We start from the raw sequence: 6,979 nt of genomic DNA, 5'->3' as shown, positions 1-6,979 counted from the left end.
GCTTTGGACAGAACGAAAATTTACCAGCAGTGATAAAGGCGCCAAACAAGCGCGCTTGAAACTCACGCTTACCGGTGGACCTGCTGCGCGGTCCATGGTGCGTGATTTTGGCGCTGGCATATTATAATGGGAAAATGAGAGATGACAAAAACCAAAAAACTCGACATGGAATTGCCTAAAGAAGGACGCTTTATCAGTTCTGAATTCCCAATCTTGCGGGAAAACTTGACCAAAATTGATCAAGCTCTTTTGGCTGGTGAGGAAAAGGTAAACGAAAAAGCACTTTTACAACACACGCATATCATAAGCGAAATCACAAATCTAGAAAGCGCTCTCAATGGCAAAATGGCAGCGGATAAAACTTTCTCATTTGCTGATTTAAGCGATATCGAAGGCGCAAAAGATGCTGCCAACAATTATGTTCTCTATAAATCAAGCAACAATAACTTTACCTTTGGCAGTGCTGTCTCACTATTAGGCGCGCATCAACATAAAACCGAAGATATCGTGGGGCTTGATGATTTTAGAGCCAAGATTAATCAAGATATGACAAGCTATGGGCGCCTCACAAGCCCAAATGAATGGCAGAATTATAATAAATTTACCAGCAAAGTCACCATGAGTGGTGGCTTAGAACTTTTGGGTAATTCGTCGTTTAGCCTTATTCATAATGGTGAAACGGTGACAAGTTTAAGCACAAATGGAAGTACCTTGAAAGGACCTTTGAGAGTTGATGGTGAAGCTGTTTATACCAAGGTGCAAGTGGATGCTCTTTTGGATGCTTTAATCAAAAAGCGTAAAGAAGAGTACATTGAAATCGTTATGTTGCAGAGTGGTAATATTCCTTGGCCTGATGGGGTGACAGATGACACTGATATTGAAATCATGGCTTGGGGAGGTGGCGGGAGCGGTGGCCAACGTGGAGGAGGTGGTGGTGGTGAATGTATTTCTTTAAAGATTCAAAAACGCCAATTACAGAATAATGATGTAGTGGCTATTGGAAAAGGCGGATATGGAAATGGTGTTAATGGTGGTAATACGCTAGTTGGTTCTATTCTTACAGCACGGGGTGGTAAGGGGAATAACGGTTATATTGGTGGAAATAGTGGTGGTGGAGTTTCAGGTGGTTATGGAACTGCAAGTGGTAGTAATAATAATGGTTATGCGGGAAAAGAACATCCTTGGCATGGAGGCGGAGGAGGTGGTGGTGGCTTTAATGATAGTTGTGGCGGTGATGGAGGGGATAGTACCTATGGTGGAGCAGGTGGAGGTGGGAGTGGTGGGAGTGGTGGTAGTGGTATAGCTAATAATGGAGGTAAGGGAGGAAAAAGCCAGTATGGTGGCAATGGAGGAAGCGGAGCTGAAAAAGGATATGGCGGCGGTGGCGGTGGCGGTTATCGAGATGGTGAAGATGGAACAGTAAATGGTGCTGGACGGGGTGGTGATGGCGCAGTTAAATTAAAGATCTTTGTATAAGCGTTTAAAGGCTTGTATGCTCTTCCGTCTTTAAGTCCCCTTTAAAGCCCTTTAAAAGGGCTTTTTGACTGACAGTGTCAGACTTATGAAAGGGAGCTCTTGTTGTTATGGTCTCTTCATTGATTTGGAGAGCAAAATGGCAATAGAATTTAATCATGGGATTCGCATTGTAGAGGCTGGTGAGGATTCCCGTCCTTTAGCAACATTTGATCAGACCGCCATTGGAGCGGTTGTTACAGCCCCTGATGCTGACAACCAAGTTTTTCCCCTCGACGAGCCCGTGTTGGTCTTCACCCATGAGACAGAGAAAATCCAAAAGCTTGGGGCAAGAGGCACGGCTCTTGATGTGATTAAAGCCGTGTGCGCGCAGGGGATTGAGGCACAAATTATCCTTGTGCGTGTGGAAGAAAAGTCAACCATTGCTGAGACACAAACCGAAATGGTGGGATCAAACGCTCGACTGACCGGTGTGCATGCCTTAGCGCATGCGCGGGGGCATTTGGGTGTGGAACCTGGAATTCTCTTAGCACCGGCTTATAGTGCAGGGCGCCTTGATAATGGCAAAAACCCTGTGGCAGACGCTTTGGAACAAGTGGCAGAAAAGCTACAAGCGATTGCGGTTTTTGATACGGGGGGTAAAAACACGCAAGAAAGTCTTGCCTATCGTGCAGATTTTTCCTCACGCTTTTGTTATTTGATTGATCCCTTTGTACGGGTGGCAAATCGTGAGGGGGGTGTTAGTGTTAAACCGGCAAGTCCTTTTGCTGCCGCCATGTTTATCAAACGTGACAAGCAAAGGGGCGGTGTTTTTTGGTCTCCTTCCAACCAAGATGTGCATGGCATTTTAGGGACAGCACGCCCCATTAGCTATTTTGATGGCGAAATTGATCATGAGGCAAATCGCCTTAACCAAGCCGATATTGCGACCTTTATTCCAGCACGGCTTAGCCAAAATGCGCAGGGAGAAGTAGCTTCCAATGGGCGCATTTTATGGGGCAACCATACCACCTCCAGTGACCCATTGTGGCGTTTTGTCAATGTGGTGCGCACCCGTACAGCCTTGGAAAAAACCATCATTAACAATTTCCGCCCTTGGGCCAATGATGAAAACCTTACTGGTCAACATGTTATTGCCATTACCCGCAGCCTTACACAGTTTCTTGATGATCTGATTGCGCGGGGTGCGCTTTTGGGTGGCCGGGTTTGGTTTGATCGTGATTTAAATTCCAACAGCACTTTGCAATTGGGAAAATTGCGGGTCGAGTTTGATGCAGAAGAAGTGCCACCTTTAGAAGATTTGAGTTTCGGCAGCCGGCGCAATAGCGCTTATTTTGACCGTTTGGCGCAAGATATCCAAAAGAAAATGACTTATCAATTTGGCGATACGCTTGAAACTTATCGCAAAGCAGCAAGGAGTTAGAGCATGACTTTACGCATTGTACGCGGTTTTACGCTGATTGTTGATGATGATGTGAATCTTCACCTTGATCTTGAAACCCTCAAATTACCTACGTTGGAAGAAATTACAGAAACCTATCAACCAGGGGGCTCTGATATGCAAATTGATGTGAGCGGTCTTGGTGTGAAAGCTTTGAGTTTACAAATGAAAATCCGCAGCCATACCCCTGAGGTCATCGGTATTTTTGGTGGTCCTCCTGGTCTTCGTCATAAATTCACTGGCAAAAAACATGTGATCTCTGAAGAAGATGGACGTGAGCATGAACATTCCATTGATGTGACAGGGCGGTTGGTCAAAGTCGATAGCGAAGGCTTAACAGCTGGAAAAGCGACAGGCTATGATTGCGAGATCAAAAATGTTTGGGACTATACGGAATTTTGGGATGGTTCTGTTTTGCACCGCTTTTCTTTTAAACGGGGCGGCTGGCTTGTCCGCAATGGGCAAGAGATCGGTTCTCGCCGCCGCTCTATTCTCAATTTATAGGAATTGATCATGACAAGTTTACAAACCAGCATTGACGTGGAATTGCAGGTTCCGTTTCTTTATCAAGATAAAAGTGGCAAAGAAACTCTATGCAAGAAACTGACCTTTTATCGCCCCACTTTTAAGCATGCCAAGCAATTAGCGGTGCTCATTGGACCACAATTGACAGAGCTGCTGCTTCCTGAGTTTGGAGAGCAAAAAACAACTTTGAGCAATGATGTGCTTATCACGAAGCTTTCTCAAGTTTTGTTCACAAGTGAGGCAACAGAAGGCATCACAGCACTTTTGGCTGATATGTCACGTGAATCTATTGAATTGATTGATCGAGTTGATGTGATGGATATTGTCGCAATATTGAAGGCTTTTTTTGCTTTTTTTACGCAACGCCAATCCTCTCTGCCAGACAATTTGGGGCAGAACTAGCCCTTTATTATCACTGGGCGCCTTCAGAGATTAACCAGATGGATTGGCTGGATGTGATTGCCTATCGAGAAGAACTCGCGCGCCTGAAAGCTCAAGAATATGAAAGCCATCAGTTAGGATAAAGAATCGTCATGGATGTTTCCCTTGTTGTGCGTTTTGTCAATCATCTGCAAGAGGGGATAGCTTCTGCCAAGCGTGATCTTGCAGCCTTTAGTTCAGATGTTGCGCATTTCCAAAACAAGACAAGGCAGCACTTTAAAAATTGGTTTGACCCTGAGCATCTTGAGGATGCGACAAAGAATGCGGAAAATGCTTTTATCCAAGCACGCGGGCGTATGGTGGGTGCCATTGCGCAAACAGCAACCTTAATTGCACCGCTCTATAAAGCCATGCAATTTGACCAATCGATGAAGGGATTAGAAAAGGTTCTCGATGCCCCCCTTGATCGCTTAAAGGAATTGCGCCGTTTTGCGCTTGAAACCTCCACCAAGATTCCGTTAGCGGCGCGTGAAGTCTTAGAATTGATGACCAGTGCCAGCCAAGCAGGGATTGGTGAACAAGATCTAGAAGCTTTTAGCATTTACGCCGCTAAAGCAGCTGTAGCTTTTGATATGACGGGAGATCAGATTGGGGAGCGCTTTGCCAAATTGCGCAATGTCTTTAAGCTTAATCAGGTAGGCATTGAAGATCTAGGCGATGCTATCAATCATCTCTCTAATCACATGGCGGCAAAGGCCAGTGAAGTGTCTGATTTTACCAATCGTGCCACCGGTGCGGCAACCATGTTTAAGTTGACAGCGCGCGAAACTGCGGCATTTGGTACAGCGATGATTTCTGCTGGGATTGTTCCTGAGAGTGCCGCGCGTGGTTTTAATGCCATGAGTGCGCGCATTCAGGCAGGGGGCAAACATATTGAAGATGCTTTTGCCAATATCGGGCTTTCTCGCGAAAAATTCATGCAAGATCTGGACAAAGATGCCACCGGCACCTTGGTGCGCTTTTTTAATGTGTTGGGTAAATCCGAACAGGGGATGCGCTCGCTGATTGCCATTGCGGGGCGCGATTTTACCGGTGATTTTGCCAAATTGGTGGGTAACCCCGAATTGTTAGGGCAAGCTTTAGAGTATGTGAAAGATCCACAAGTCTTTAAAGGTTCGGTAGAACAAGAAGCAGACAAACAAGCAACCGGTGCCATGCGGCAATTTGAACTCTTACAAAACCGTATTGTGGCTCTGGGCATCACCATTGGTGAAGTGCTTCTGCCTCCTCTCAACAGTCTCATGGAAACTGTTGGTAATTTTACCAATGGGTTGATGGCGTGGGCGAATGCGCACCCAACTTTAACAAGCGCCATTATCAAAACCATTGCCGCCCTCATGGCTTTTAATATTGCTCTGCGCGTGTTGCGCTTTACTCTTGCTGGGACACGCCTTGGGCTTCTTCAATTGATGGGCTCTTTTATCAAGATGGGTGCTGTTAGTCGTGGTGTTGCTGCAAGCTGGCGGGGCTTAGCAGCCGCAGGGCGCTCGCTGGGTTTAATAGCAGCAAGCTTTGGTGGAAGTGCGCTGCGTCTTCTTCGCCCCATGACTTTACTGGTAGGGGCTTTACGGGGGATTGCTGTCTCAGGAAGTGCATTTGCTGCCTCTTTTGGTTGGATGGGGACAGTGATCGAAGTGGTTGGGGCAAGTCTTTCCTCTGTTGTGGGGGGTATTTTTACCCCGATCGGGGCGGTCATTGCTGCTGTTGTGGCTGTCATCCTTGCTGCTGGTTTTGCTTTGTGGAAATATTGGGATCGTTTTTCTTCTTTTGTCAAAGGTTTTGCACGGGGGGTATCTCGGGCTTGGGGGCGTGCCTTTGAAGCCGTCATGCGCTTTTTTGGTGCTGATACCACCACCATCACCAAATGGAAAAATATCATTGCTGCTGCTTTTGATTTCTCTCAAACTTGGCAAAAGTTTAAACAAGAGCTTTCCTCTGTTGTCGAGTGGTTTGGCAATTTGTGGGAGGGCGTTAAACAAAGCTTTTCCAACTTTTGGCAATGGTTGAAGAGTTTTTTTACACAGGAAAAGCTCTCGGATGCTGCCAAGGCTGGTATGGAACAAGCGGGCGAAGATCTGGCTAATTCGATTGTCGATGGCTTTATGTCGTCTATCTCACAATTGATGGATTATTGTAAATCTTTGCCTAGCCGCATTAAGGGGTGGATTGGTTCCATTGATGTAAGAGAGTTTTTGCCAAGTTTTTTGGGGGGTAAAACAGCCATTCAGCCCATACCACAATTTGCGGGGGCTTCTCCTGTAAATTCATCTGCGAGAGAGCAAAGAGACAAAGACCGTTCCCCCATCACACACAATCAAAATGTCACAGTGCATGTTAATGGTGCCCGTGATCCTGTTGTCACTGGTCGTGCGGTTGCCCATGCTTTGCAACGGGCACGCGCTAATGCGCTGCATGGCGGGACAGAATGAGGGGAGGGAGCCTATGAGAGATCCTTTGATGATGTTAGGACCGCATCAATTTTATGTGGACTGGCTGAATTTCCAATCTTTTGAAGAAGAGTTTTCTGCCTCATGGGTTTGTATGGAGCGTTTTGGCAAGGCACCCAGTTTGCAATTTACCGGCTATGGCAATGATGCAAAGACCATTCATGGAGTTTGGTTTCCAGAAGAATTTGGTGACCGTGTAGCCATTGATGCCATCACTACAACTATCCGAAGAGCAAAGCCGGTCCAGATGCTTCANTTTGCAATTTACCGGCTATGGCAATGATGCAAAGACCATTCATGGAGTTTGGTTTCCAGAAGAATTTGGTGACCGTGTAGCCATTGATGCCATCACTACAACTATCCGAAGAGCAAAGCCGGTCCAGATGCTTCATTGGATCAATGATACCACCTATAGTGTCCTTCTCCATGGACCCGTAGTAATCACCACGATCAATAAAGACCATGACTATATCAGTCGCTCTGGTCAATCCCAGCGCATCCGCTATTCCATTACGCTCTTGCCCTTTTTTAATGGCGGAAAACCACAAGGACAATACCAAGAGAGACAAATCCAAGAGGAACCTACCCCATGAAGATACCCAAAAAGCGCGTTATTGTAGAGCTAGAGGATATGAGCCTCGATCTCCTTTGC

At 46.3% G+C, this 6,979-nt stretch carries 6 protein-coding genes and 1 pseudogene; all 7 read left to right on the top strand.

Annotation, left to right across the window (positions count from 1 at the left end; translation table 11 throughout):
- Positions 1 to 141: 141 nt before the first annotated feature.
- On the top strand, positions 142 to 1,476 hold the full coding sequence (locus ACFIK7_RS03775) for a Bgr_08870 family protein (RefSeq protein ID WP_375662963.1): 1,335 nt from the start codon (positions 142 to 144) through the stop codon (positions 1,474 to 1,476).
- Positions 1,477 to 1,612: 136 nt separating this feature from the next.
- Positions 1,613 to 2,896, top strand: coding sequence for a phage tail sheath C-terminal domain-containing protein (locus ACFIK7_RS03770; protein WP_375662962.1), 1,284 nt, complete (start codon positions 1,613 to 1,615; stop codon positions 2,894 to 2,896).
- Positions 2,897 to 2,899: 3 nt separating this feature from the next.
- A complete protein-coding gene (locus tag ACFIK7_RS03765) occupies positions 2,900 to 3,418 on the top strand; it encodes a phage major tail tube protein (RefSeq protein WP_375662961.1) in 519 nt (172 codons plus the stop codon).
- 9 nt (positions 3,419 to 3,427) lie between these two features.
- Positions 3,428 to 3,841 carry a hypothetical protein gene (locus tag ACFIK7_RS03760; RefSeq protein WP_375662960.1) on the top strand — a complete coding sequence of 138 codons (414 nt, stop codon included), beginning with the start codon at positions 3,428 to 3,430 and terminating at the stop codon, positions 3,839 to 3,841.
- A gap of 131 nt (positions 3,842 to 3,972) precedes the next feature.
- Complete coding sequence (locus ACFIK7_RS03755; RefSeq protein WP_375662959.1) at positions 3,973 to 6,309, top strand: phage tail tape measure protein; 2,337 nt, start codon at positions 3,973 to 3,975, stop codon at positions 6,307 to 6,309.
- Positions 6,310 to 6,322: 13 nt separating this feature from the next.
- On the top strand, positions 6,323 to 6,610 hold the full coding sequence (locus ACFIK7_RS03750; protein WP_375662958.1) for a phage tail protein: 288 nt from the start codon (positions 6,323 to 6,325) through the stop codon (positions 6,608 to 6,610).
- Positions 6,585 to 6,920: pseudogene (locus ACFIK7_RS03745) on the top strand (phage tail protein); the annotation flags it as partial. The gene ACFIK7_RS03750 and the pseudogene ACFIK7_RS03745, both read left to right, overlap by 26 nt.
- Between the last annotated feature and the right edge of the window lie 59 nt (positions 6,921 to 6,979).

The organism is Bartonella sp. CL266QHHD (assembly GCF_042195355.1).
In the GTDB taxonomy this organism is placed as follows: Bacteria; Pseudomonadota; Alphaproteobacteria; order Rhizobiales; family Rhizobiaceae; genus Bartonella.
The sequence above is the reverse complement of the archived record's forward strand: the minus strand, read 5'-3'. Positions and strand labels throughout refer to the sequence as shown.